This is a genomic window from Shewanella kaireitica, assembly GCF_023284045.1.
Taxonomy (GTDB): domain Bacteria; phylum Pseudomonadota; class Gammaproteobacteria; order Enterobacterales; family Shewanellaceae; genus Shewanella; species Shewanella kaireitica.
The window spans coordinates 74,825-100,447 of record NZ_JAKIKQ010000017.1 but is presented as its reverse complement, the minus strand read 5'-3'; the positions used below and the strand labels follow the sequence as shown (position 1 = coordinate 100,447).

The window sequence follows — 25,623 nt, the reverse complement described above, 5'->3', positions numbered from 1 at the left end:
TTATTCCATTTAGCGTCAGCCGTAATATGTCGAGACAAAATGATGAACACAGCCAGTAAAGCCCGAGCGCAAGGAATGCAACTCGCCCCAGCAAAAAACTTTGATTGGAAAGAGATGTTCTTCCATCTGCTTTTCTTAGCCAGCGCCATGGTAGGTGTAATCTCTGTAACCACTATCGGGTGGTTTGTATTCCAAGAAGGACTACCCGCTTTTAGAGAAGCTGGCGTGGTTAACTTGGTACTAGGGCGAGAGTGGTTACCACCCGCTCTTTACGGCATATTCCCGATGATAGTATCGACCCTAATATCAACAGCTGGCGCCGTTGTAATAGGTGTGCCTATCGCAATATTAACCGCTGTATTTTTAGCAGAGCTAGCACCCAAATGGCTAGCAGATATAGTTCGCCCAGCAGTCGAACTATTGGCTGGTATACCTTCAGTGGTATATGGTTTTTTCGGTCTAGTGATAATAGTCCCGGCTATCGAAACGTTATTTAATATACCTGCTGGTAACACCATTCTCGCCGGGATTATCGTACTGGCAATAATGATTCTGCCAACAGTGATAACCATTTCAGAAACTTCATTACGAGCATTACCTCCTGTATATAAAGAAGGAGCACTAGCACTCGGTGCATCGCATATCTACAGCATATTTAAAGTGCTTATTCCTGCTGCACGTAGTGGCATATTTACCGGAGTAGCATTAGGTATCGCCCGTGCTATCGGAGAGACCATGGCCATTATTATGGTGATGGGAAACGCACCTGCAATGCCAGGTTCCATACTCGAACCCGCTAGAACATTAACCGCCAACATTGCAATGGAGATGTCTTATGCCACAGGTATTCACTCCAGCGCACTCTACTCAACAGGCATAGTGCTGTTGGTATTCATCGTGTTACTTAACGCCAGCTTGTTATACCTAAACCGTAAGAGGAGCTACTAATGCTTCAAGAAAAGCGCATTTTTAATAGAGAGCGACAAGACAAACTGCTATTTGCAGCAATCTGGAGCGCTGCCGCCATCACCATTATGTTTTTGCTTTGGGTTGTTTGGCATATTTTAAGTAACGGTTTAGCACACGTTAGTTGGGAGTTCATTACAGGTGCATACACCCGCATAGGTGAAGCTTCTGGTATTTGGGCCATGATCGTTTCTACGGTTTATATGGTGGGATTGTCACTCGCCATTGCAGCCCCAATCGGCATTATGACCGCCATATATTTAACTGAATATGCAGCGCCTGGCAGCAAAGTCGTTAAAACCATTCGCTTCTGTACCGAGTCACTCGCTGGGATCCCCTCGATTGTTTACGGTCTATTTGGCATGACGTTCTTCGTTACTACATTAGGCTTAGGCTTCTCAATCCTTTCAGGGTCATTAACTTTGGCAATGTTGATATTGCCGGTAATTATTCGTACCACCGAAGAAGCATTGCTGGCCGTACCAATGAGTTACCGTGAAGGTGGATACGCCCTTGGTAGCTCTAAAATCTATACGATATATCGCCTTATTTTACCTAGCGCCTTGCCCGGCATTGTCACCTCAATAATCTTAAGCACGGGTCGAGTGATTGGCGAGTCCGCGCCAGTCTTTTTAACCGCAGGCATGGTAACTCAGATCCCAGAATCAGTGCTCGATTCAGGCCGAACCTTAACCGTTCATCTGTATAAGCTAACTCAAGAACTATTTACTCAACATGAATGGGACCAGGCCTACGCAACAGCAACCGTGCTGATTGTATTGGTACTACTACTCAACATGACCACCAAATTTATTGCTACACGCATGAACAAACATTAAAAGGTTATCCCAATGAATAAGCTAGAAGTGAACAACTTAAACCTATTTTATGGCGATAACCATGCGCTAAAAGATATCTCACTGCCTATACCATCACGCCAAGTTACTGCATTAATTGGCCCATCAGGCTGCGGAAAATCAACACTGCTTCGTACCCTAAATCGTATGAATGACCTAGTCGCTGGCGTAAAGATAGAAGGTGACGTGATGTTTGAAGGTGACAACATCTATCAAGACGTCGACGTTAAGCAACTCAGAATGCGAGTAGGGATGGTCTTTCAAAAGCCCAATCCTTTTCCAATGAGCATCTATGAAAATGTGGCCTTTGGGCTCAAGGCTCAAGGAGTGAAAGACAAAAAAGTATTAGATGATGTAGTCGAAGAAGCACTAAGTAGCGCTGCATTATGGGATGAAGTTAAAGATAGACTCGACTCCCCAGGCCAAGGCTTATCTGGTGGGCAACAACAAAGACTGTGTATAGCCCGCACTATTGCCATGAAACCAGAAGTGATTTTGATGGATGAACCCACCAGCGCGCTTGACCCAATTGCAACTCATAAAATCGAGGAGCTCATGGACGAGCTACGACAGAAGTTCACCATAGTGATAGTGACTCACTCGATGAACCAAGCTAAGCGGATCTCAGATAAAACCGCTTTCTTCTGGATGGGCGAACTAGTCGAACACGGCGAAACCAGTCAAATATTCAATCAACCAATCGACAAGCGAACTCAAGGTTATGTTAGTGGTGAGTTTGGATAGACAGTAACTATCAACAGTCACGCCATACCCTGTATGAGCGTGACTAGGGGCTGTTGATCTTTTACGGTTGTTTTTGCCGCAGTTTATTGGCTATTTTGACAAGGCGGAGGCTATGCCGTTTAGTTATTCTCCACAAATAGTCTACAACACAGTAAAAATAGCCAAGAAACGCGGCCCTTTGGGTTCGATTCAATGCTTCTATTCTTTTATGACTAGAATGTGTTATGAGCTTTTCACTTAGCCAGCTAAGCTTTATCGCTCAAGCCTTGTACTAGAAGCATTATTCCTTACGGTAAAGAACCGAACAAAAACTAAGCTCTAAAGTTCAACAGCCCCTAATCTCCTAAAACAAAATACTCACTCATAACAGATCAACTTAACGCTATAAAGCGCAAATACTTGCTAAACAGAATCAATAGCGTAAATTCAGCAACCTGCTTGCTGACTCCGTCAACTCGCACCTAAAACCAGAAGTAGCCTATTAATACTGTGTCTATAGGACGTATATGCAGGTCGAATTTTACAATACAAAATCCCATGTTTCGGAAACAAAACATATCTCGCAAGCATTACTTATTTTGCTGTCTAAAGGCCTTGCTTTGGAAGATCTGCCAAAAGCCAAAGCGCTAATACTCGCCGGTAATAAATTCCAATTTAGAAATACTTACAGTATTAGCCTACTTACAAAGAAATAGTATAAAAGTATTACTAACTAGTAATACTCCCCCTCGAATGAGCTAACTTTTACAGGCTAACTTGTTTAAATTATGTTAATCGGTTAGCTTCGAACTATGGGTTAAATCATATACAGGGGTTACAACTTATATGGAAAGAATCAGAGAAGCTCAAGAACACTTAAAAAGTGAATTCGAAATTTATAATAATGCCTCAACTAAAAAGCTCCCCCCTCTCGATATTGATTGCCCCGAAAAACTCGAAACCATGCTTGAATTTGTCACTCGGCGAGAATCTTTAAAACAAGCTAAAAAACTCAGCTCGCCACCAGCAGGCAAACTCAAAGCCGCAATCGCAGACACACTATTGTTGCTAGATAACTTCGATATAAAAATTTCGAAAGAGAAAGGTGCTGCAGAGAAGTAGCTTTTATCAGTATAAAAAAAGCCTCCAAATTAGGAGGCTTTTTTTATTGTCAGCAATAAGCGCTGTTTATTCTACTGTTACTGACTTAGCCAAGTTACGTGGTTGGTCAACGTCAGTACCTTTAATTAATGCCACATGATATGACAATAACTGCAAAGGAATAGTGTAGATAAGTGGAGCCATAAATTCATCACAATGAGGAACAGGGATCACTTTCATGGTGTCGTCAGACTCAAACTCTGCATCTTTATCAGCAAAGACATACATCAAACCGCCACGAGCACGCACCTCTTCAACATTAGATTTAAGCTTTTCAAGCAGCTCGTTGTTTGGCGCAACGACAATAACAGGCATATCAGCATCAATAAGCGCTAACGGACCATGTTTAAGCTCACCTGATGCATAAGCTTCAGCGTGAATGTAGGAGATCTCTTTAAGCTTCAACGCACCTTCCATCGCAATCGGATATTGATCGCCACGACCTAAGAACAAAGCATGATGCTTATCAGCAAAGTCTTCTGCCAGTTCAGCAATCGCATCATCTAAGCTCAATGCTTGTTCAACTTTTGCAGGCATAGATTGCAAGCTTTGAGTAATTTCAGCTTCCATCTCTGCGGACATGCCATTGTGACGACCAATTGCAGTCGTTAGCATGAGTAAGCCAGCAAGCTGTACTGTGAAAGCTTTGGTGGACGCAACCCCAATCTCTGCTCCTGCTTTCATCATATAAGCCATGTCCGACTCGCGAACCAATGACGAACCTGGCGCATTACAGATAGTCAGCGTCGCTTTATAACCCATCTCTTTGGCTAGACGCATAGCCGCTAACGTATCAGCTGTTTCACCTGATTGTGAGATAGTTACCAACAAGCTATTTGGGAATAGATGGGATTTGCGGTAACGGAACTCAGAGGCGATTTCAACGTTACAAGAAACACCCGCCCAATCTTCTAACCAGTAACGTGCAGCCATGCCTGCATGGTAACTAGTACCACAAGCGATAATCTGTACATGTTTAATATCTTTTAAAAACTCTGCGGCGTTTTCACCAAAGGCAGAATCTAAAACTTTACCTGCCGCAATGCGACCTTCAAGTGTATGAGCGATTGCAGTTGGTTGCTCATAGATCTCTTTTAACATGTAGTGACGGTATTCACCTTTGTCGCCAGCATCATGAGTAACTTCAGACTCTTTCACTTCACGCTCAACAGTGTTGCCGTCAACATCAAAGATATTAACTTCGCGGCGGGTCACTTCAGCCACATCACCTTCTTCAAGGAAAGCAAAAGAGCGAGTCACTGGTAACAAAGCTAATTGATCAGAAGCTACGAAGTTTTCACCTAAGCCATAACCAATAACGAGTGGACTACCTGAGCGCGCAACAATCATGCGTTCGCTGTCAGTGCGGTCGATGACCACAGTGCCATAGGCTCCCTCTAACTGCTTAACCGTAGCTTGGACTGCAGCCAGTAAAGAGTCATGAGATTTAAGTTCATGGTGAACTAGGTGACAGATAACTTCTGTGTCAGTGTCAGATGCGAAGCGATAACCTAGGCCTTTTAGCATCTCACGCAGCTTGTTGTGGTTTTCGATAATACCGTTATGAACTACGGCAATGTTACCTTCTGATTCATGTGGGTGCGCATTACGCTCACTTGGTTCACCATGTGTGGCCCAGCGAGTATGTGCGATACCAGTACCACCTACTAGCGGCTGCTCATCAAGTGCCGATGATAACTCCTGCACTTTACCTACGCGTCTAGTGCGGCTTAGCTCACCATTATTAAGTACAGCAACACCTGCTGAGTCATAACCGCGATACTCAAGTCGTCTTAATCCTTCAACTAGAATTTCTGCAACATCCCTTTGCGCTACTGCGCCAACTATTCCACACATACTATTTTCCTAGACTCTGTCAGAGTTAATTTGAAACTAAAATTAAAAGCTAAATTTAAAAATGGGCTGCCTCACTTCGAGGGGTTAGCCAGCATAAGGTGCAAGAATGACTCGCACCCCATGTTTTGAAATACTTTCGACCGCTTCGCTTGGTAACCTGTCGTCAGACACCAGCACACTAATATTGCCCCAAGGCAACTCCAAATTAGGAATGCGTCTGCCGAGTTTTTCTGACTCCAACATAACGATCACTTCTCGCGATACTTCTGCCATCACCTTACTCAGGCCTGTTAACTCATTAAACGTGGTTGTACCGCGCTCAAGGTCGATACCGTCAGCACCGATAAACAACTGATCAAAGTTATAAGAGCGTAGTACTTGCTCGGCTATTTGCCCCTGAAATGATTCTGAATGAGGATCCCAAGTACCACCAGTCATAAGCAGTGTTAGTTCGTTTTCAAGCTCATGGATAGAGTTAGCAAGTGCGAGTGAATTAGTCATCACCAGTAAGCCGCGCTTATTATTCAGTTCACCAATAAGTCCTGAGGTAGTGCTGCCACTATCGATAATAATACGGTTATGGTCATTAATAAGAACCGCCGCCGCTTTAGCTATTGAAAGCTTATTCGGCGCAACCTTGGCACTAAACTGCTGAGTAACTTCATCAGGTACAGCAACGGCGCCGCCGTATCGACGTAAAAGCAGGCCAGTCTTTTCCAAAGTGGCGAGATCTTTGCGAATGGTCACTTCAGAAGTTTCGAAACGTAAGGACAACTGCTCAACACTCACTTCACCTTGCTCATTGAGCAGGCTAATAATGCTATGACGACGCTGTTGAGTGTTTCGTTTATTCATAAAACCTTTCGCTAAGTTTCGTTTCGAAAGGTGCATTATAGGTAAATGAAACTTAATTGCTAGTTTTTGCTTAATTTATGACTCTAAATGTGCAAATTACAGATAAAAAAAAGCCTCAACGACATGTTGAGGCGATTTAAAGGCTTTTAGCAATCAGTTTAGAATTTAGCTTCCAGTGACAAACTAACGTGACGACCTTCGCCAACGGTTACATCTTTATAAGAGCCACCCGCTAGATAATCAACATCAAATAGGTTCTTAACGTTCATGCGAACACTGACATCACTGCCCATGATATCCATGGTGTAAGCGGCGCCCATATCAAAACGTACATAGCTGTCTTTAGTAATGGTGTTATCGGTACTAGCGAAACGTTCACCCACATAAATAGCACCAAAGTTCAGCGCTAAATCTTCAGTCATTTCGTAACGCGTCCAGATGTTAGCAGACCACTCTGGTGCATCAACCGGCGTCATACCATTTAAGCCATCACTCTCAGGGCGAATATATTCAGCGTCAAGATACATCATTGAACTAGTCATGAACCACTGATCACTGATCTGCCCCTGAGCGCCCATCTCAAAACCTTTATGGCGCTGCTCACCACTTTGAGTGGTAATCTGCGTGTCATCACCAACAGGTGTTGCAAGATCTTCAGTAACAGTAACGTTTGATACGGTAATATCAAATACAGCACCAGTTAGTAGTAAACTGCCATCAAATAGCTCCCACTTGGTGCCAATTTCATACTGTTCACCATATTCAGGATCAAGGTTCATTTTGTCATTGACGTCATTCGGGTCATTAACAATACCTTGTGGTGTAAAGCTCTTTGAGTAGTTAACGTAAATACTACCGTTAGCGGCTGGTGAGTAAATGACACCAAATTTAGGTGATACAGCGTAACTGTTATTACCTTCACCATCTTTTTTCTGCTCGTCATAACGCACACCAGCAAGTATTTGCCACTCATCGGTGATCGTTACTAAATCTTGTACATAGAAACCATAGTGCTTGTATTCACTTTCGTACTTAGTGCTATCGTTGTTGTAGTCAAGATCAGGTCTATCGATAGGCGTACCAGGTGTAACCGGAATAAAGTTATCACCACCTTCAGACACATAGCTATCTTTCAATTGGCCATAGTAGTAGTCAAGCATATTGGCACCAACAAGTAGTTGATGTTCAACGTCGCCAGTATAGAAGTTACCAGTGAAATCAACATAACCTGTTTTATGCTGCCAATCATCGTAACGGTCAAAGGGCTTAATAGTATAGCCGTCTGTCATTGCTGTTTCTGAGTATTGCGGAGATGAGTCTAAACGCTGGCGATTAAACTGTTGATCGTTATAGCCCGCTTTAACCTGCCATGAATCAGAGATATGGTAAGTTAAATCAGCACCCATGTTGGTGATGGTGTTGTCAGTAAATGCCCAAGGTTGGTCCCAAATGATGTCACTTCCACCAATCAAGTCACCACTGCTGTCTAACCAACCACCAGTATCAATACCTGTCTTGTCTTGGGTATGGTCATACTTCACCGATAGTAATAGATCATCGGTAATATCAAACTCAAGGTTTAAGTAACCTAACCAACGGTCACGCTCTTGGTTTGAGCCATCTTGGTACTCACGCCAGTATTGAGTGTCTTGCTTAACTAACACTGTGCGGTAACGGATGGTTTCAGACTCGTTTAAGCTGCCACCGGCATCAAGTTGAAAACGGGTAGAGCCGTGCTCATCGGTATCAAAACCAAAATCAAACATAGTTTCAGAAGTTGGCTTTTTGCTCACCATGTTAATCAAACCACCAGGGCCTGATTGACCATAAAGCATGCTTGAAGGACCTTTTAGCACCTCAACTTGCTGTAAAGTTTCAATTGGCTGTACATAGTGAGACCACTGCTGTTGACCGTTTATCAAGAAGCCTGAACCTGAAGAAAGCTCAAAACCGCGAATGTTGAATACTTGACGGTTCCACTTTTCACTACCACCAGTCACACTTGAATCATTAACCAGTACTTCTCCTAGATTTGTTGCTAACTGTTCGTCAGTAACAAAGTCAGGAATTACGGTGACCGATTGTGGGGTATCAAGAATGTCGATATCACCTCGCATAGCGCCAGATGATGAACCAACGTTATAGTCATTAAAGCTGCGTCCGGTAACAGTAATACGTTCGATATTACTATCTACTGCAGCATTAGAATCGGCTGCAACATCCTCAGCAAAAGAGGTTGATGAAGCTAAAGCTGCAACAACGGCTAAACCAATACGAGAAAACTTAAAAGACGCCTGAAAAGACATAACCAACCCCAAAAAATGAAACCAATATGTAATATTTGGCTGCAATATAAATGAGAATCGTTTTTATTTATACTTCTTTACGCGTATTTACATTGTCAATGTGAACTCGCGCACAACACTAACAAACTGGCAACCACCAAAAGCAAGAAAACAACAAACAAATCAAAGTGTATCCTTTATTTGAAGTTTGACAGCCCCCCCCTCTTTCATTGTTTAACTCAGCAAAATCACTGCCATTTTATGGCGCGTAATAAACCAAAAAAGCGACCTCGTTAGGTCGCTTTTCAATCTAATCTAGTAATTACTTGGCTTTTTTAACAGGCCTTGCCCAGCCAGATATATGACGCTGCTTAACCCGTGTGATAACTAATTCATCAGCAGCAACATCTTTAGTGATGGTAGAACCAGCTCCCAAGGTCGCACCTTTACCTACGGTAATTGGCGCAACAAGCTGGGTATCACTGCCGACAAATACATTGTCTTCAATAATGGTCTGGAACTTGTTAGCACCATCGTAGTTGCAGGTAATGGTGCCAGCACCAATATTTACACCACTGCCGATAGTTGCATCACCAATGTAAGCTAAATGGCCTGCTTTAGAGCCTTTACCTAGAATCGCTTTTTTCATCTCAACGAAATTACCGATATGCGCATCTTCTTTAAGCTCTGCACCTGGACGCAGACGAGCGAAAGGACCTGCACTGGCTTTAACACCGACTTTGGCGTTTTCAACAATCGAATATGGTTTGATTTCAGCATTGTCGGCAATGTCACAATTAATAAGAATTGCGCCGGCACCAATAGTCACGTTGTTACCAATATTTACCGTACCTTCAATCACCACATTGACATCAATCATCACATCCATACCAACAGTCACATCACCGCGGATATCGATACGAGCAGGATCACGTAAGTTAGCCCCCTCAAGCATCAATTTTTCAGCAGCACGAGCTTGGTAAGCACGCTCAAGTTGAGCGAGCTGTACTCGGTTATTAGCACCTTCAACTTCAACGGCGGATTCAGGCTGTGCAGTGGTAATTGCAACACCATCTTTATGAGCCATAGCCACGATATCAGTCAGGTAATATTCGCCCTGAGCATTATCTGATGAAAGCTGACCCAACCAAGCTTTAAGTTGCTTGCCTGGAGCCGCCATAATACCAGTATTGATTTCACTGATAGCAAGTTGCTCTGCATTGGCATCTTTTTGCTCTACGATACCAACCACTTTATTGTCTTCACGTACAATACGTCCATAACCCATAGGGTTAGGTAGGTTAACGGTAAGAATAGCTAAACCATTCTCATCACGAGCAGCAAGTAAAGACTCAAGGGTCGACGCTTGAATAAGTGGTACATCACCGTAAAGAATTAAAACGGTATCATCGTCGCCAATATTGTTGTTAGCTTGTGCAACTGCATGTCCAGTACCTAGCTGCTCAGCTTGTAATACCCAGTTAAGTTGTTGCTCACCGAGTTTAGCTTGCAACTTATCCGCGCCGTAACCATACACCAATTGAATAGCATCACTACCCACTTCATGTGCAGTATCAATAACATGTTGGACCATGCTTTTGTGAGCGATAGGATGAAGAACTTTGGGAAGATCTGAGCGCATGCGGGTTCCCTTGCCTGCTGCTAAAATCACGACATTCAGTGCCATTTTTTAATCCTTGAGCTGATACTTGCTTATAAAATTTTTGAGGGCTGATTTTAAGCTAAATCAACCATAAAAGCGACTCTAGCTAGATTGAGTCATGATTAAAAAGTAACAGTTTTATCAGCGATAATTACCCACTGGGCAAGATCATCCATTGTAGCAACATCACAACCTTCAATGACCTTTAACTCGGCCAAGCCACGCGAGTGCATACAAGAAGCGCAGAACTTAACTTGGCTACCTTGAGCGATAATAATTTCTAGCATCTGCTGAATGTTATAGCCCTCGCCGGGGTTTTGCTTTGGTATAACAGCGGTAATCGCATCTGACAGTAAAAACAAACTGACCTTTGCTGGTGGGTTTTCTTGCTCGTTAAGCTGAATAGCTAAGCGCAGAGCATTAAAGAGTCTTTCAGAACCATAAGGGGCATCATTAACAATAATAAGGATATGTTGCATAGAAAAGAGTTCAGGCAATAGGTTAATCGCCAGAGGGTAACACTCAAATTGGATAGAGGACTTTACTTAGATCACGTTCTAATATTATCAAATATGAGACGGCATAAATGCCGACCTACAACCAAGGTTCTAGCCTTGAGTGAGACGGCATAAATGCCGACCTACAACCAAGGTTCTAGCCTTGAGTGAGACGGCATAAATGCCGAGCTACAACCAAGGTTATAGCCTTGTGTGAAATGGCATAAAGCCGACCTAAAACCAAGGTTCTAGCCTTGAGTGAGACGGCATAAATGCCGACCTACAACCAAGGTTCTAGCCTTGAGTGAGACGGCATAAATGCCGACCCTAACTTTAACCTAGCATCCTTCTGTGTTTAGCTCCCTTAGTAGCATTGTGAGCTTTGCTAGATATACAGCGTGCTATTGTATTTGTTCTTCTTTAAAACAAAAAAGGCGCTTACCTTTCGGTAAGCGCCTTTTTTCATCAACAATAACCTATCTGGTAATGTTCTTTTTGATGGTCTCGACAACGCGAAGCTGAGCAACTGCTTGAGCTAGCTCAATCGCTGCTGCTGCATAGTTGAAGTCTGCACCTGCATCTGCCATATGGGCTTCTGCACGACGCTTCGCTTCTGCAGCGGCTTGCTCGTCAATATCATCGGCACGCAATACTACGTCAGCCAATACTGAAACTGAAGAAGGTTGCACTTCCAGGATTCCACCCGAAAGGTAAAACACTTCTTCTTTTCCATCTTGCTTGACGATGCGCGCCATGCCAGGCTTGATATGTGTAAGCAGAGGCGCGTGACCAGGCATAACACCTAGATCACCTTCTGAACCAGTTACTTGTAGGTGTGCTACAAGACCAGAAAAGATGCTACTTTCTGCACTTACAATATCAAGCTGTACTGTCATGGCTGCCATCCGTTCTCCTTAAACTAGTCTCTGTATTGCTACAGAGTACTCAGTTATTTTTTGTTAGCTTTCTCAACGGCTTCGTCGATTGAACCAACCATGTAGAACGCTTGCTCTGGAAGGTGATCGAACTCACCATCTAGAATGCCCTTGAAGCCACGGATTGTGTCTTTAAGAGAAACGTACTTACCTGGAGAACCGGTGAATACTTCAGCAACGAAGAAAGGCTGAGAAAGATATTTTTCAATCTTACGAGCACGGAATACAGTTGTCTTATCTTCATCAGATAATTCATCCATACCTAGGATCGCAATAATATCTTTCAGCTCTTTGTAGCGCTGAAGTACGGTTTGAACACCGTTAGCAACATCGTAATGCTCTTGGCCAACAACCTGTGGATCTAGCTGACGTGAAGTCGAATCCAATGGGTCAACCGCTGGGTAAATACCCAGAGAAGCAATGTTACGTGACAATACAACAGTCGCGTCTAAGTGAGCGAAGGTTGTTGCTGGTGATGGATCCGTTAAGTCATCCGCAGGTACGTATACGGCTTGAACAGAGGTAATAGACCCTGTCTTAGTCGATGTAATACGCTCCTGAAGTACACCCATCTCTTCAGCCAATGTTGGCTGGTAACCTACTGCTGATGGCATACGGCCTAGCAGTGCAGATACTTCAGTACCTGCCAAGGTGTAACGATAGATGTTATCAACGAAGAAAAGTACATCTTTACCTTCGTCACGGAACTTCTCGGCCATAGTTAGACCAGTTAGTGCCACACGTAGACGGTTTCCTGGAGGCTCGTTCATCTGACCATATACCATGGCCACTTTGTCGAGAACACCTGAATCTTCCATCTCGTAGTAGAAGTCGTTACCCTCACGAGTACGCTCACCTACACCAGCGAAAACTGATAAACCAGAGTGTGCTTTAGCGATGTTGTTAATAAGTTCCATCATGTTGACGGTCTTACCAACACCAGCACCACCAAACAAACCAACTTTACCACCCTTAGCGAATGGACATACAAGGTCAATAACCTTGATACCAGTCTCTAAAAGTTCAGTGGTGTTTGACTGATCTTCGTATGAAGGAGCTTCACGGTGGATCACATAGCGATCTTCTTCACCGATAGGGCCAGCTTCATCTACTGGTTGACCCAATACGTTCATAATACGGCCAAGGGTTTTTTCCCCAACCGGAACAGTAATTGGTGAACCAGAGTTTACAACCTCAAGGCCACGACGCAGACCATCTGAAGAACCCATAGCGATGGTACGAACTACACCACCACCTAGTTGCTGCTGAACTTCCAGCACCAAGCCTTCACTTTTGATCTCTAGAGCGTCATATACCTGAGGTACGGCATCATGTGGAAACTCAACGTCCACAACCGCGCCAATTACTTGGACAACAGTACCTGTGCTCATGATTAATCCTCTAAAACTTGTATTCGTTACCTAGCCTAAACGGCGGCGGCACCTGAAACAATTTCCGACAGTTCCTGCGTAATCGCAGCCTGACGGGCCTTGTTATAGACCAACTCCAAGTCACTGATAAGTTCACCAGCGTTGTCTGTCGCAGCTTTCATAGCAACCATACGGGCTGCTTGCTCAGATGCGATGTTTTCAACAACACCTTGGTAAACTTGAGACTCCACATAACGAACCAACAATGTATCCAAAAGTTCTTTTGGATCTGGCTCGTATAGGTAGTCCCAGTGATGAGAAATCTCATCGTCTTCTGACTTAGGCAAAGGTAGCAGCTGCTCGATCACTGGGGTTTGAGTCATAGTATTAACGAATTTGTTAAATACTACGTACAAACGATCCAGCTTGCCTTCGTTGTATGCTTCTAGCATGACACGTACTGTTCCGATCAAGTCAGTTAACGACGGAGCGTCACCTAAACCTGAAGCGTGAGCAGAAACCTGTCCACCAAAGCTATTGAAGAATTGTACGCTGCGTGCGCCAATTGGGCAGAATTCAACTTCTGCACCAGCTTCACGCTGCTTCTTCACGTCTGCGACAACCTTTTTGAAAAGGTTGACGTTCAGACCACCACAAAGACCACGGTCGGTTGACACAACAATGTAACCAACACGCTTGGCTTCTCGCACTTCCAAATAAGGATGCTTATATTCGAGAGAACCTTGCGCCACGTGACCGATCACCTTACGCATATTTTCTGCATATGGACGACTTGATGCCATGCGATCTTGTGCTTTACGCATTTTACTCGCGGCAACCATCTCCATTGCAGACGTGATCTTCTGAGTGTTTTGAACACTCGCGATCTTGGTTTTAATCTCTTTAGCGTTGGCCATCTTTACTCTCCAATTCTGGACCTGAGGTGCCTAAGGCACCTCTAATTTTTACCAGGTTTGGGTTTCTACGAACTTGTCCAAGCTAGCCTTCAACTCACCTTCGATGTCGGCATTATAGTTGCCAGTCTCGTTGATGGTCTTCATTAGGTCAGCATGTTCACTGTTCATGAAAGAGAGCAGAGACGCTTCGAAATCACCGATCTTGTTCAGCTCAACACTCTTCAAGTAACCTTTTTCAGCTGCGAAAATAGACACAGACTGATCAGCGATACTCATTGGAGCATATTGCTTTTGCTTCATTAGTTCGGTAACACGCTCACCATGCTCAAGTTGAGCACGAGTTGCATCATCTAAGTCAGATGCAAACTGTGAGAACGCTGCAAGCTCTCGATACTGTGCAAGCGCGGTACGAATACCACCAGACAGTTTCTTGATGATCTTAGTCTGAGCCGCACCACCAACACGAGAAACCGAAATACCTGGGTTAACAGCAGGACGTAGTCCAGAGTTAAATAGGTCAGTTTCAAGGAAGATTTGACCATCAGTAATCGAAATTACGTTAGTCGGTACGAATGCAGATACGTCACCAGCTTGAGTTTCAATAATTGGTAGAGCAGTCAAAGAACCAGTTTGGCCTTTAACTTCACCTTTAGTGAACTTCTCAACATACTCGGCGTTAACACGTGAAGAACGTTCTAACAGACGAGAGTGAAGATAGAATACATCACCTGGGTATGCTTCACGTCCTGGTGGACGTTTTAGCAACAATGAAATCTGACGGTAAGCAACTGCTTGCTTAGACAGATCATCATATACGATCAGTGAGTCTTCACCGCGGTCACGGAAATATTCACCCATTGTACAACCAGAGTATGGAGCCAAGTATTGTAGTGCAGCAGCTTCAGAAGCTGTAGCAACAACAACAATGGTGTTCGCCAAAGCGCCGTGCTCTTCAAGCTTGCGTACTACGTTAGCAATTGTAGAAGCCTTTTGGCCTACAGCTACGTATACACACTTAATGCCTGAGTCTTTTTGGTTGATAATTGCATCGATCGCAAGAGCGGTTTTACCGATCTGACGGTCACCAATGATCAATTCACGCTGGCCACGACCGATTGGGATCATGGAGTCAACAGCTTTATAACCAGTTTGTACTGGTTGGTCTACTGACTTACGCTCAATTACACCTGGTGCAATTACTTCAACAGGAGAGAAACCATCGCTATCGATAGGTCCTTTACCGTCAATTGGTTCACCTAGAGTGTTGACTACACGGCCTAAAAGACCACGGCCAACAGGTACTTCCAAAATACGGCCTGTTGTTTTAACTTTGTCGCCTTCAGCCAAAGTGGCATAAGGGCCCATTACTACGGCACCGACAGAATCGCGTTCTAAGTTCAACGCGATTGCAAAACGGTTACCAGGCAGCTCGATCATTTCACCTTGCATCACGTCGGCTAGGCCGTGGATGCGGATGATGCCGTCACTTACTGCAACGATAGTACCTTCGTTGCGAGCTTCACTAACGACTTCGAACTGCTCGATCCGCTGTTTAATCAGATCGCTGATTTCAGTGGAATTCAGTTGCATGCTCAAACTCCCAATTACGACTGCAGCGTATCAGACAGACGCGAAATTTTTCCGCGGACCGAGCCATCTATGACTAAGTCTCCTGCCGTGATAATTACACCAGCAATAAGGCTGGCATCTATGCTGCAATTCAGCTTAACTTTGCGTGCTAGACGTTTCTCTAAAGAAGCGCTCATTTCCTGTTGTTGCTCAGAGGTAAGCTCGGTAGCTGAAACGACAAACGCTTCAACTTCTTTCGCATACTCGTGTTGCATCTCAACAAATAGTTGAGCAACAGCTGGTAGCACTACTAAACGACCGTTTTCAGCCATTACCTTTAACAGGTTCTGAGCTTGCTCGTTGATCTGCTCACCACAAACTCCAATAAAGAGTTCTGCAAGCTGATTACTGGCTAAAGAGCCAGACAATAGAGGCTGCATAGTTTCGTTTTCACTAACTAATGCGGCGAAATTAAGCATTTCTACCCAATTTTCTATTGCATTTTGTTCAAGAGCAAAGTCAAAAGCTGCCTTTGCGTAAGGACGAGCGATGGTGGTTATTTCAGCCATAACTCAAACTCCTTATCAAAGTTCAGCAACAAGTTTATTAACTATGTCACTGTGGGCGGCTTCATCAATCGAACGTTCAAGAATTTTTTCTGCGCCAGCAATAGCTAGTACAGCAACTTGCTTACGCAAGTCTTCTTTTACGCGATTACGTTCAGCTTCAATTTCTGCTTGACCTTGAGCGATAATTTTAGCTCGCTCAGCGTCAGCTTCGGCTTTAGCTTCATCAACGATTTGAGCTTTGCGTTTGTTCGCAGACTCAATAATTTCGTTAGCAGTCGCTTTTGCATCTTTTAGTTGGTCAGTGGCTTTCGCCTGTGCCAACTCAAGGTCTTTCACGGCACGGTCAGCATCGGCTAGACCGTCGGCAATCCTTTTTTGGCGTTCTTCGATGGCATTCATCAAAGGAGGCCAAACAAACTTCATGCAGAACCACACGAAGAGAATAAAGGCAACCGTCTGACCGAGTAGGGTAGCGTTGATATTCACAACAGCCTCCTATTAAGTTTAAAGACAGAAGCGTTTATTAAAGCATTGCACCAAGAGGGTTAGTAAATAGCATGAATAATGCAATACCAACACCGATCATAGTTACGGCGTCCAAAAGACCCGCTACGATGAACATTTTAACTTGTAGCATAGGAGCCATTTCTGGTTGACGCGCAGCGCCTTCCAAGAACTTGCCACCTAGTAGGCCGAAACCGATAGCAGTACCTAACGCACCCATACCAATCAACAGAGCAACAGCAATAGCTGTCATGCCTAATACAGTTTCCATCTCTATCTCCAATATTCTAAATCTTTGTTATTAATGATTTAGTTTAAAAATTTCTACAGCAGTCCTTAATGATCTTCATGCGCCATGCTTAAGTAAACAATGGTCAACATCATGAAGATAAACGCTTGTAAAGTGATAACCAAAATATGGAAGATTAACCAACCTAGTTGTAGTGTTACACCTAGAGTAGATAACGCCCAGTTAGCACCGTACATCAACGCAATAAGGATGAAAATCAACTCACCCGCATACAAGTTACCAAATAAACGCAGTGCCAATGAGATTGGCTTAGCGATCAAAGTAACCGTTTCTAGCAGGAAGTTGACGGGTATCATTGCCCAATGGTTAAAAGGCTGCATGGTCAGTTCTTTAACAAAACCTGAAACGCCTTTGACTTTAATGCTGTAATAAATAATCAGCAAGAACACACCGATAGCCATGCTAAAGGTAATGTTTAAGTCTGTCGTTGGTACAACTTTCATGTAAGGGATACCAGCAGCCATCGCTAGTTCAGGGATCCAGTCAACTGGAACCATATCCATGAAGTTCATCATGAATACCCATACAAAAATTGTTAATGCCAACGGAGCAATAACAGGATTGCGGCCATGGAAGGTCTCCTTAACGCTATTGTCAACGAACTCAACTATCATCTCGACAAAACACTGAAGTTTGCCAGGAACACCGGTAGTTGCTTTCTTGCCAACGCTATGGAATAGCCACAAGAACAAAACACCAAGCCCAACCGAAAAGAACAACGAATCAATGTGCCATGTCCAGAAGCCTTCGCCAACGCTTAGGTTGGTAAGGTGGTGCTGGATATAGCCCTGCGGTGTTAACGCTTCACCAGTTGCAGCCATGATTCATCCCACTTAACTTTGCTTGAAATATAAAGGAGCTGTCCAATGCACTACTAACGTCAGGGTGTAACAAACAAAAAGAGGCATAAAGCCGACTTCAATATTGATAAACACTAACGAAAACATTGCTATGGTTAACAGCATCTTTACCGCTTCCCCCCAGTAAAAAGTCTTAACAACTTTAGCTGCGGAGCTTGCTCCCGTATGGGAAAAAGCGAGGGTTGCGAATACAAAATTAGGGAGTACAGCGATAGCGCCACCTGCTAAAGCAGATACACCATACTGAGCTCCCCACATGGCGAAAAAGAAAACTGAAACACTCCCAGCCAGCGCCGCCTGTATCAAAACCAATTTATAGGCTGACCAACGGCCACGTCGTGCTAAAACCTTGCTCAATTTATCTTCTCCGCATTATCACTTCCTGTTTCGATGACCGGACTACATATATCCGTATAAACCCGAGGTACAAAAAGCTTGCGAAAGTATACCGTTTCAGTGTTTCAAAGCAAGTTTAACAGCTAGAAAAAGGAGACTTTTAGCGTGATCTACGCCAAAAGTCTAAAAGTGTAAGATTAACAGATGTCACAAAGTTACATAATATAGTGTTAACTTTGTTTTATTTAGCGGATTTTGCTGATAATACCCTCTAATTCAGCCAAATTTTGATAGTTAATTACCATTTTCCCCTTACCTTTCTTATTGTGGGTAAGAGAAACTTTGGCGCCTAGCCTTTCAATTAATTGGCTCTCAAGACGGACTACATCGTGATCTTTAGCTGGTTTTTCGACGATTTCAGTTTGGTTTAAGGTTTTATTAACTAACCGTTCAGTTTCACGAACAGTTAATTCTTTTGAAACCACCAATCTGGCCAAATTTGTTTGCTCATCACCTTCAATTGCAAGCAAAGCACGACCATGGCCCATATCAATATCGCCATATTCCAGCATGCGTTTTACCGGCTCATTAAGGCCATTTAAACGCAGCAGATTGGATACTGTTGCACGAGATTTACCCACCGCGTCAGCAATTTGTTGATGGGTAAGCTCAAATTCTTCAATTAAGCGATTCAAAGCAATTGCTTCTTCCATCGCATTAAGGTCTTCACGTTGGATATTCTCAATCAACGCAATCGCCACAGCGGCTTCGTCAGGGACTTGCTTTACAATACATGGGATCTTGGTCAGCCCAGCTAACTGAGATGCGCGCCAGCGACGTTCACCAGCAATAATTTCATACCCTTCAGCAGAAACCTTACGCACAACGATTGGCTGAATAACACCTTGTGCTCGAATAGACTCAGCGAGTTCTTCAAGCGCTTCGGTAGACATATCCTTTCGTGGCTGATACTTACCCGGCTGCAATCTGTCGATATCTAAGGTGATTAGATCATCATTTTTTATATCTTGCTCACCTTCAGTAGCTTTAGGCTCTAATCTTTTACTGGCTGCATGGCTTGTACTTAAAAGTGCGTCAAGCCCTTTACCTAAGCCTCTTTTCTTCAATGTCATCTCTATTCCTTAGTCTTGCTCAGCCAGATCTAATTGCTCTGCACGGCGAATAATTTCACCCGCCAATGCGAGGTAGGCTTTTGCTCCCGCGCTCGATTTGTCGTAATACATGGCTGGCGCTCCAAAACTTGGCGCTTCAGCAAGTCGAACATTCCTTGGGATCACAGTACGGTAAACTTTCTCACCAAAATGCTGTTTCAATTGATCAGACACATCATTAGATAAACGGTTACGCGGATCGTACATCGTACGTAAGATCCCTTCGATATGCAGACCAGGGTTTACCATAGAGCCTAACTTACTGATGGTATCCATCAACGCCGTTAAGCCTTCTAGGGCATAATATTCACACTGCATAGGCACTAATACTGAATCAGCTGCAGACATAGCATTAACGGTCAACATATTGAGTGAAGGCGGGCAATCGATAAAGATAAAGTCATAATCATCTTTAATTGGCGCTAGGGCGTTGCGCAAACGGATCTCTCGAGCAAAAAACTCCATCAACTTAATTTCAGCAGCGGTAACATCGCCGTTACCCGCAATAAGATCGTATTTTCCGTTAGTATCTCGGCAAACAACTTCTTCGAAAGACTTCTCTTCAACCAACAACTCATAAGCAGTGTTTTCGACTTCATACTTGTCGATACCGCTACCCATAGTCGCATTACCTTGTGGATCAAGATCGATCAACAGTACACGACGCTTAGTTGCCGCCAATGAAGCCGCTAGATTTACACAAGTCGTTGTTTTTCCGACACCACCTTTTTGGTTGGCTACGGCAATTACTTTACCCACAATATCACCCTGTAAGTCACTTTTATTATGTTCAGGCCCTCTCTCATTGACGGTGCTAAAAATGAGGGGGAAATTAGCGCATATACTGTTACCAAATTGCTTGAAGCGCTGAAAGAATGCAACTGTTCAGTACGCTTTATCTGCATTGCGCCAAGTTTTATGGCACTAATAAACAACTTAATTCAATACAGCAAGCAGGTATATGACCAGTTTGGCCATATACATTTTAATTAATCTTGTTTCACCACGCGCAATAAATGGCGTTGCTCATCGAGCTTTGGAACTACTAGCTCTATGGTGTCAGTCACAACAAAACCTGCGGGCATATTTGCCATCTCTTCATCGCTTAACTGGCCTTTTAAGGCATAAAAACAGCCATCAGCCTTTGGCAAATGATGACACCATTGCAGCATATCTTGAATAGAGGCAAACGCTCGACTCAATACACCATCGAATAACTCTTCAGGTTGATAAGCTTCAACGCGGCTTTCAATCGATGAAATATTATTAATCCCAAGTTCAAACTGAACCTGTTTTTGGAAGCGGATCCTTTTCCCCAAACTATCGAGTAATACAAACTCTTTGTCAGGGTTTAAGATCGCCAATGGGATCCCTGGTAAACCAGGACCGGTACCTACATCAATAAAACGAGAGCCTTTAAGATGCGGCGATACCACTAAGCTATCCATGATGTGGCGAATTAGCATCTGCTCAGGATCACGTACAGAAGTCAGGTTAAATGCCTTATTCCATTTATTGAGCATGCCAACAAAGTCAACAAGTTGCTTTTTTTGCTGCTCACTAGCATCTAGGCCAACTTCAGCCATGTATTCATTTAACTGGGCAAATAACACTATTCGTGTCCTCGAAACAAAGTAAATCAGATATTCTTCGGTATTATGAAGCGCCGAAAAGATGAAAGGAAGCCTCAAAGCTTCCCTTTATCGTGCATAACGGCGTTATATTGCGTTATTTAAGCGCTTTTTCTTAATAAACCGCGTTTTTTCAAATGAACCAGCAAAATTGAGATTGCAGCTGGTGTCATACCAGAGATACGAGAAGCTTGGCCAACCGTTTCAGGCTTGTGCTCATTCATCTTAGCTATCACCTCATTCGACAGTCCAGGAACCTCTTGATAATCAAGATCCAATGGTAAGCCAGTAGTCTCGTGGCGGATCGCTTTATCAATCTCATCTTGCTGACGCTGGATATAACCTGAATATTTAACCTGGATCTGTACTTGCTCGGCAGCACGTTGATCATCAATGCCTGGGCCAAAACCATCGATAGACATCAATGTTGGATAATCAAGTTCCGGACGACGCAGCAGATCTTCAAAGGTGGCTTCCCGTGCAATCGGTGTTTTCAGATGTGGATTAAGCACATCTACAAGTGGTGATTTAGGGTGGATCCACTGACTGCGCAAGCGCTGTAATTCAGTTTCAATCGACTCCATTTTGTCGCTAAATTTAGCCCAACGTTCATCGTCAACCAGACCCAATTCGCGGCCTTTCTCAGTAAGACGTAGATCAGCATTGTCTTCACGAAGCAGTAAGCGGTATTCCGCCCGACTGGTGAACATTCGGTAAGGTTCTTTAGTCCCTAACGTTGATAAGTCGTCAACTAACACACCTAGATAAGCTTGATCACGGCGTGGACACCAAGTCTCTTTTCCTTGCACTTGCAATGACGCGTTCATGCCAGCCAATAAACCTTGTGCACCAGCTTCTTCATAGCCAGTGGTACCGTTGATCTGCCCAGCAAAGAACAAGCCATTAATGGTCTTGGTTTCAAGTGAGTTCTTAAGATCGCGTGGATCGAAATAATCGTACTCAATCGCGTAACCAGGTCGCATAATCTCAGCATTTTCCATGCCCTTGATTGAACGAACTAAATTCAATTGCACATCGAAAGGTAAGCTGGTCGAAATACCATTTGGATAGATCTCAGTAGTATTTAAGCCTTCAGGCTCAATAAAGATCTGATGTGAATCTTTGTCTGCAAAACGGTTAATCTTATCTTCGATAGAAGGGCAGTAGCGTGGGCCAATACCTTCGATAACACCTGAATACATAGGGCTACGATCGAGTCCAGCACGAATAATATCGTGAGTACGTTCGTTAGTATGGGTGATATGACAGGAAACCTGATCAGGATGCTGGCTAACATCACCAATGAACGACATCACAGGAAGGGGATCGTCACCTTTTTGCTCTGTCATTTTAGAAAAATCAATGGTATTGGCATCGATACGTGGCGGTGTACCAGTTTTAAGGCGACCAACACGGATCGGTAATTCTCGTAAACGATGGGCGAGGGCAATAGCTGGCGGATCGCCTGCTCTACCACCGCTGTAATTCTCTAAGCCAATGTGGATCTTACCGCTTAAAAATGTGCCTGTTGTTAACACAACTGCAGGTGCTTCGAACGCTAGACCCATTTGAGTTACTACGCCCACTACCGTTTCATTTTCAACAACAAGATCGTCTACCGCTTGCTGGAAAATACGTAAGTTGGGTTGGTGCTGTAAAATCTCTTGGATTTTATGTCGGTAAAGTGCTCTATCAGCCTGAGCTCGAGTAGCACGTACCGCTGGGCCTTTGCTTGAATTCAATGTTCTAAATTGGATCCCTGCGTAGTCGGTAGCGATTGCCATTGCTCCGCCTAAGGCATCAATTTCTTTAACCAGGTGTCCTTTACCTATGCCGCCGATAGCAGGATTACAGGACATCTGTCCTAAAGTATCTATGTTATGGGTTAGCAAAAGTGTTTTGGAGCCCATTCTGGCAGAAGCTAACGCCGCTTCTGTTCCAGCATGACCACCACCAACAACGATTACATCAAACCGTTCATGAAAATGCATTCGACAGCCTTCGATTGGTAAAAGGATAAAAACCTGTTTCTGAGCAGGTCATTTTAGCATTTGCTTTGCCGAAGGTGAACGATCTATTTTGCCTGTTTTGATCAACACCGATCTGCTTAATAGATCTTAAGATCTTTAAATAGATCTCTTATTATGTTTACTATTAGGATCGCCTTTTTCGGTGGATAACCTTATTTCCTTAATAAAATCATCAGTTAATGCGTGATCAAACCTGTGATCTGATCGCGATCTAACTGGCATAAGCTTGGGGATAGATCGGCTAGTTATCCACAAGGCGGATCATTGAGCAGATCGGGTGTGAATTAATACAGGCTTTGATCAGATCAAAATAATAGCTTATCCACATATTTATACTTTTAAACTCTAATATGTGGATAAGTTTGATCTAAACTGTGAGTGTTTCAAAAGTTAATAGATAAAAGCGATCAATAAAAGGATCTTAAAGTTGATCTTGCCAAGCGCTTAGCCAAGCCAATGCTGGTTCTTCTGGAATTGGATCGTATTGCACATCGATCTGGATCTTATCCACAAAAACTTGTGCACCGCATAAACTCAGTGCATCCACCAGCTTTTCTGGTCCCTGACAAAAAGTGTCGTAACTGGAATCACCAATTGCGCACAATGTAAATTTGGTTGAGCTTAGATCCGGTTTTTTCACTAAGATCTCGTCCAAAAAAGGCACTATATTGTCTGGAAGATCACCTGCTCCATGAGTAGAAGAGGTGATCAACCACAGCGAATTGGGGTCTAGATCATCAAGGTTTGGGCTCAAATGTATGCGAGTTTCATGGCCTAGATCGTTCAATTGATCCGATATTTCATCGGCAACATACTCTGCACTACCTAAAGTTGTGCCTACTAATAACTCTACTTTTGCCATGTTACTTCCTAATTTGAGCTGATTTTAACGACGTTTATGCATTGCATGATAGGTGAAAAGTGCTGTGCAAGCTAAGTGATATTAACCATTTAATGTGTAAATTTGAGCTGGATTACAACTGCTGTCTGGTCAAAATATCTGGGTTTCAGCTATCGAACTTCAACTCAATGACTACTTGCGTTCTAGTACATTACTGATAGCTTATGCTGTTATAACAAAAATATAACAATTGAAGGCTTTATCCTTAAGTCTATCAATAATAAAGAGTATTAATATGACGTTAGCTTCTGTAACAGGTCAGTTTGCCGACATGGCTTGGGGACCACACATGCTAGTGCTACTGGTCGGTGGCGGGCTTTTCTTTCTTATTTATTCGCGTTTTATTCCCTTCAGATATATTGGTCACGCCATTGCAATTTTGCGTGGAAAGCACCCTGATAAAGGTGCTCAGGGGCAAATTAGCCATGCCGGTGCACTTTCCAGTGCTATGGCTGGAACAGTCGGAATGGGCAATATTGGTAGTGTGGCTGTTGCTATTATGGTTGGTGGTCCTGGAGCTATTTTTTGGATGTGGATCAGTGCGATAGTTGGGATGGCAACTAAGTTTTTCACCTGCACCTTAGCCATTATGTACCGTGGTAAAGATGAAAATGGCCAACTGCAAGGTGGACCCATGTACATCATTACCGAGGGATTAGGCCCTAAGTGGCGCTTTCTTGCGGTGTTCTTTTGTCTGGTGGGGTTAGTGGGTAACTTCCCACTATTTAATACTAATCAATTAGTACAGATCTTAAGAGAATGGCTAGTGATCAAACCCGGATTTTATAGTGCAGATCAAAATACATTTTGGCTCGATTTTAGTATGGGGATCGTTGTTATGCTGCTGGTAGGCAGCGTAATTTTAGGCGGAATAAAGCGCATTGCCAGTGTTGCGCAAAGTGTGGTCCCGGCGATGATCTTTATTTACATGGGCTGTGCGCTATATGTGATTGGTAGTCATATTAGTGAGATCCCAGGGTATTTTAGTTTGATTGTTACTGAAGCTTTCTCGCTTGATTCTGTTGGCGGTGGGATCTTAGGTACCATGTTAATTGGTATTCGCCGCGCTGCATTTTCTAATGAAGCGGGGATCGGAACTGAGGTGATGGCACACGGTAGTGCTAAAACCAATGAGCCAGTAAAAGAGGGGCTGGTTGCCATGTTAGGCCCTGCAATCGATACCTTGTTAGTTTGTACTGCAACCGCAATGATTATTCTAATCTCAGGAGTGTGGCAAGGCAGTGAAGCTGCTGGAGTTAATCTGTCGGCTCAAGCTTTTGAGTTAACCATGCCTGGCGTAGGTCCATATTTACTTATCTTGTGTGTTTTCTTCTTTAGTATCAGTACTATATTTACTCAAGCGTTTTATGGCGGCCAATGCTTTAGCTTTCTTTTCGGCGCTAAAAGGCTACGCAAATATCAATATGTGTACCTGCTGACAATACTATTTGCTGCTACGGCAACATTGGACGAGATCATTAACCTTATTGATGGCGCTTATGCATTGATGGCCATTCCGACTATGGTATCTGCCTTGTTATTAGCGCCAAAAGTTAAGGCTGCAGCCGATGACTATTTTGGCCGATTAAAGCAAAAGCAGTATTCGGATATGACTGTGCTTGGGAGTGTATCTAAAAAAGAGGGCGGTTAACTCG

At 43.6% G+C, this 25,623-nt stretch carries 25 protein-coding genes; 6 read left to right on the top strand and 19 right to left on the bottom strand.

The window, feature by feature from the left end; translation table 11 throughout:
• Nucleotides 1-42 precede the first annotated feature (42 nt).
• The 5 genes from pstC (at nt 43) to L2730_RS17910 (ending at nt 3,668) form a co-directional block, all read left to right on the top strand.
• Nucleotides 43-948 (top strand): phosphate ABC transporter permease subunit PstC, encoded by a 906-nt coding sequence (gene pstC / locus L2730_RS17930; RefSeq protein WP_248975856.1) that lies wholly within the window; start codon nt 43-45, stop codon nt 946-948.
• Entirely contained in the window at nt 948-1,805 is an 858-nt protein-coding gene (gene pstA, locus L2730_RS17925) for a phosphate ABC transporter permease PstA (protein WP_248975848.1), read from the top strand. Before pstC ends, pstA begins: the two co-directional genes overlap by 1 nt.
• Before the next feature lie 12 nt (nt 1,806-1,817).
• Nucleotides 1,818-2,567: a phosphate ABC transporter ATP-binding protein PstB gene (pstB, locus tag L2730_RS17920; RefSeq protein ID WP_248975847.1), complete on the top strand. Its 750-nt coding sequence runs from the start codon at nt 1,818-1,820 to the stop codon at nt 2,565-2,567.
• A gap of 506 nt (nt 2,568-3,073) precedes the next feature.
• Nucleotides 3,074-3,262 (top strand): hypothetical protein, encoded by a 189-nt coding sequence (locus L2730_RS17915; RefSeq protein ID WP_248975846.1) that lies wholly within the window; start codon nt 3,074-3,076, stop codon nt 3,260-3,262.
• A 130-nt stretch (nt 3,263-3,392) separates the two neighbouring features.
• A complete protein-coding gene (locus L2730_RS17910) occupies nt 3,393-3,668 on the top strand; it encodes a hypothetical protein (protein WP_248975845.1) in 276 nt (91 codons plus the stop codon).
• Nucleotides 3,669-3,734: 66 nt separating this feature from the next.
• On the opposite strand, the gene glmS is transcribed toward L2730_RS17910, so the two are convergent.
• The 19 genes from glmS to mioC form a co-directional block, all read right to left on the bottom strand.
• Nucleotides 3,735-5,564 carry a glutamine--fructose-6-phosphate transaminase (isomerizing) gene (glmS, locus tag L2730_RS17905; protein WP_248975844.1) on the bottom strand — a complete coding sequence of 610 codons (1,830 nt, stop codon included), beginning with the start codon at nt 5,562-5,564 and terminating at the stop codon, nt 3,735-3,737.
• 84 nt (nt 5,565-5,648) lie between these two features.
• Nucleotides 5,649-6,419 carry a DeoR/GlpR family DNA-binding transcription regulator gene (locus L2730_RS17900; RefSeq protein WP_248975843.1) on the bottom strand — a complete coding sequence of 257 codons (771 nt, stop codon included), beginning with the start codon at nt 6,417-6,419 and terminating at the stop codon, nt 5,649-5,651.
• A gap of 158 nt (nt 6,420-6,577) precedes the next feature.
• Complete coding sequence (locus L2730_RS17895) at nt 6,578-8,725, bottom strand: TonB-dependent siderophore receptor (protein WP_248975842.1); 2,148 nt, start codon at nt 8,723-8,725, stop codon at nt 6,578-6,580.
• A 301-nt stretch (nt 8,726-9,026) separates the two neighbouring features.
• Nucleotides 9,027-10,391: a bifunctional UDP-N-acetylglucosamine diphosphorylase/glucosamine-1-phosphate N-acetyltransferase GlmU gene (gene glmU / locus L2730_RS17890; protein WP_248975841.1), complete on the bottom strand. Its 1,365-nt coding sequence runs from the start codon at nt 10,389-10,391 to the stop codon at nt 9,027-9,029.
• A gap of 98 nt (nt 10,392-10,489) precedes the next feature.
• Nucleotides 10,490-10,846 (bottom strand): DsrE/DsrF/TusD sulfur relay family protein, encoded by a 357-nt coding sequence (locus L2730_RS17885; protein WP_248975840.1) that lies wholly within the window; start codon nt 10,844-10,846, stop codon nt 10,490-10,492.
• 494 nt (nt 10,847-11,340) lie between these two features.
• Entirely contained in the window at nt 11,341-11,769 is a 429-nt protein-coding gene (locus tag L2730_RS17880) for a F0F1 ATP synthase subunit epsilon (protein ID WP_248975839.1), read from the bottom strand.
• 44 nt (nt 11,770-11,813) lie between these two features.
• A complete protein-coding gene (gene atpD, locus L2730_RS17875) occupies nt 11,814-13,190 on the bottom strand; it encodes a F0F1 ATP synthase subunit beta (protein ID WP_020915095.1) in 1,377 nt (458 codons plus the stop codon).
• A 35-nt stretch (nt 13,191-13,225) separates the two neighbouring features.
• Entirely contained in the window at nt 13,226-14,086 is an 861-nt protein-coding gene (gene atpG, locus L2730_RS17870) for a F0F1 ATP synthase subunit gamma (RefSeq protein ID WP_248975838.1), read from the bottom strand.
• Between the two features lie 48 nt (nt 14,087-14,134).
• Nucleotides 14,135-15,676, bottom strand: a complete 1,542-nt coding sequence (gene atpA, locus L2730_RS17865; RefSeq protein WP_020915097.1) for a F0F1 ATP synthase subunit alpha — start codon at nt 15,674-15,676, stop codon at nt 14,135-14,137.
• Nucleotides 15,677-15,690: 14 nt separating this feature from the next.
• Complete coding sequence (gene atpH / locus L2730_RS17860) at nt 15,691-16,224, bottom strand: F0F1 ATP synthase subunit delta (RefSeq protein WP_248975837.1); 534 nt, start codon at nt 16,222-16,224, stop codon at nt 15,691-15,693.
• A gap of 15 nt (nt 16,225-16,239) precedes the next feature.
• Nucleotides 16,240-16,710, bottom strand: coding sequence for a F0F1 ATP synthase subunit B (atpF, locus tag L2730_RS17855; RefSeq protein WP_248975836.1), 471 nt, complete (start codon nt 16,708-16,710; stop codon nt 16,240-16,242).
• Nucleotides 16,711-16,747: 37 nt separating this feature from the next.
• The gene (gene atpE, locus L2730_RS17850; RefSeq protein ID WP_011639455.1) at nt 16,748-16,999 is read right to left on the bottom strand and encodes a F0F1 ATP synthase subunit C; all 252 of its coding nucleotides are present in this window, start codon (nt 16,997-16,999) and stop codon (nt 16,748-16,750) included.
• Between the two features lie 65 nt (nt 17,000-17,064).
• Nucleotides 17,065-17,859, bottom strand: a complete 795-nt coding sequence (atpB, locus tag L2730_RS17845) for a F0F1 ATP synthase subunit A (protein ID WP_020915100.1) — start codon at nt 17,857-17,859, stop codon at nt 17,065-17,067.
• Between the two features lie 12 nt (nt 17,860-17,871).
• Nucleotides 17,872-18,255 carry an ATP synthase subunit I gene (locus L2730_RS17840; RefSeq protein WP_248975835.1) on the bottom strand — a complete coding sequence of 128 codons (384 nt, stop codon included), beginning with the start codon at nt 18,253-18,255 and terminating at the stop codon, nt 17,872-17,874.
• Nucleotides 18,256-18,479: 224 nt separating this feature from the next.
• Nucleotides 18,480-19,367: a ParB/RepB/Spo0J family partition protein gene (locus L2730_RS17835; RefSeq protein WP_248975834.1), complete on the bottom strand. Its 888-nt coding sequence runs from the start codon at nt 19,365-19,367 to the stop codon at nt 18,480-18,482.
• Between the two features lie 9 nt (nt 19,368-19,376).
• Nucleotides 19,377-20,165, bottom strand: coding sequence for a ParA family protein (locus L2730_RS17830; protein WP_020915103.1), 789 nt, complete (start codon nt 20,163-20,165; stop codon nt 19,377-19,379).
• Between the two features lie 230 nt (nt 20,166-20,395).
• Nucleotides 20,396-21,019, bottom strand: a complete 624-nt coding sequence (gene rsmG, locus L2730_RS17825) for a 16S rRNA (guanine(527)-N(7))-methyltransferase RsmG (RefSeq protein WP_248975833.1) — start codon at nt 21,017-21,019, stop codon at nt 20,396-20,398.
• A gap of 119 nt (nt 21,020-21,138) precedes the next feature.
• Nucleotides 21,139-23,028, bottom strand: a complete 1,890-nt coding sequence (gene mnmG, locus L2730_RS17820; RefSeq protein ID WP_248975832.1) for a tRNA uridine-5-carboxymethylaminomethyl(34) synthesis enzyme MnmG — start codon at nt 23,026-23,028, stop codon at nt 21,139-21,141.
• Between the two features lie 460 nt (nt 23,029-23,488).
• The gene (mioC, locus tag L2730_RS17815; RefSeq protein ID WP_248975831.1) at nt 23,489-23,929 is read right to left on the bottom strand and encodes an FMN-binding protein MioC; all 441 of its coding nucleotides are present in this window, start codon (nt 23,927-23,929) and stop codon (nt 23,489-23,491) included.
• 274 nt (nt 23,930-24,203) lie between these two features.
• On the opposite strand from mioC, the gene L2730_RS17810 reads away from it, so the two are divergent.
• Entirely contained in the window at nt 24,204-25,619 is a 1,416-nt protein-coding gene (locus tag L2730_RS17810) for an alanine/glycine:cation symporter family protein (protein WP_248975830.1), read from the top strand.
• The last annotated feature ends 4 nt before the right edge of the window (nt 25,620-25,623 follow it).